This window comes from Nocardia amamiensis (assembly GCF_015477605.1).
Taxonomy (GTDB): domain Bacteria; phylum Actinomycetota; class Actinomycetes; order Mycobacteriales; family Mycobacteriaceae; genus Nocardia; species Nocardia amamiensis_A.
On record NZ_JADLQX010000260.1, the window covers coordinates 1 to 347 of the forward strand.

Sequence of the window (347 nt, forward strand, 5' to 3'; positions counted from 1 at the left end):
CATCGTCAAACGCAGCGACGACACCTCGGGATTCGTTGTCCTGCCCCGGCGTTGGCTCGTCGAACGCACCCTGGCCCGGATCACCCGACGCCGCCGATGCGTCCGCGACTACGAACGCCTACCCGAACACCACGAAGCCATGGTCACCTGGTCGATGATCATCCTCATGTTCCGTCGGCTCGCCCGAACCCGGAAATGAGCAGTTTGTTCACAGGCACTTAGCTTGAAATTTAACCTCCGCTGGGTATATGCGCTGTTCGGCGGGGTTTGGTGCCCTTCTTGTGGTGGGCCGGGCGGGTGTAGGCGTGGCCGGTGGCCAGGACCAATCCCACGTCATGGCGAGTGGC

Annotated in this window: 1 pseudogene; it reads left to right on the forward strand. The window is 62.5% G+C overall.

Annotated features, from left to right (window positions below):
• A pseudogene (locus IU459_RS39930) lies at positions 1-199 on the forward strand (IS5 family transposase); the annotation flags it as partial.
• Between the last annotated feature and the right edge of the window lie 148 nt (positions 200-347).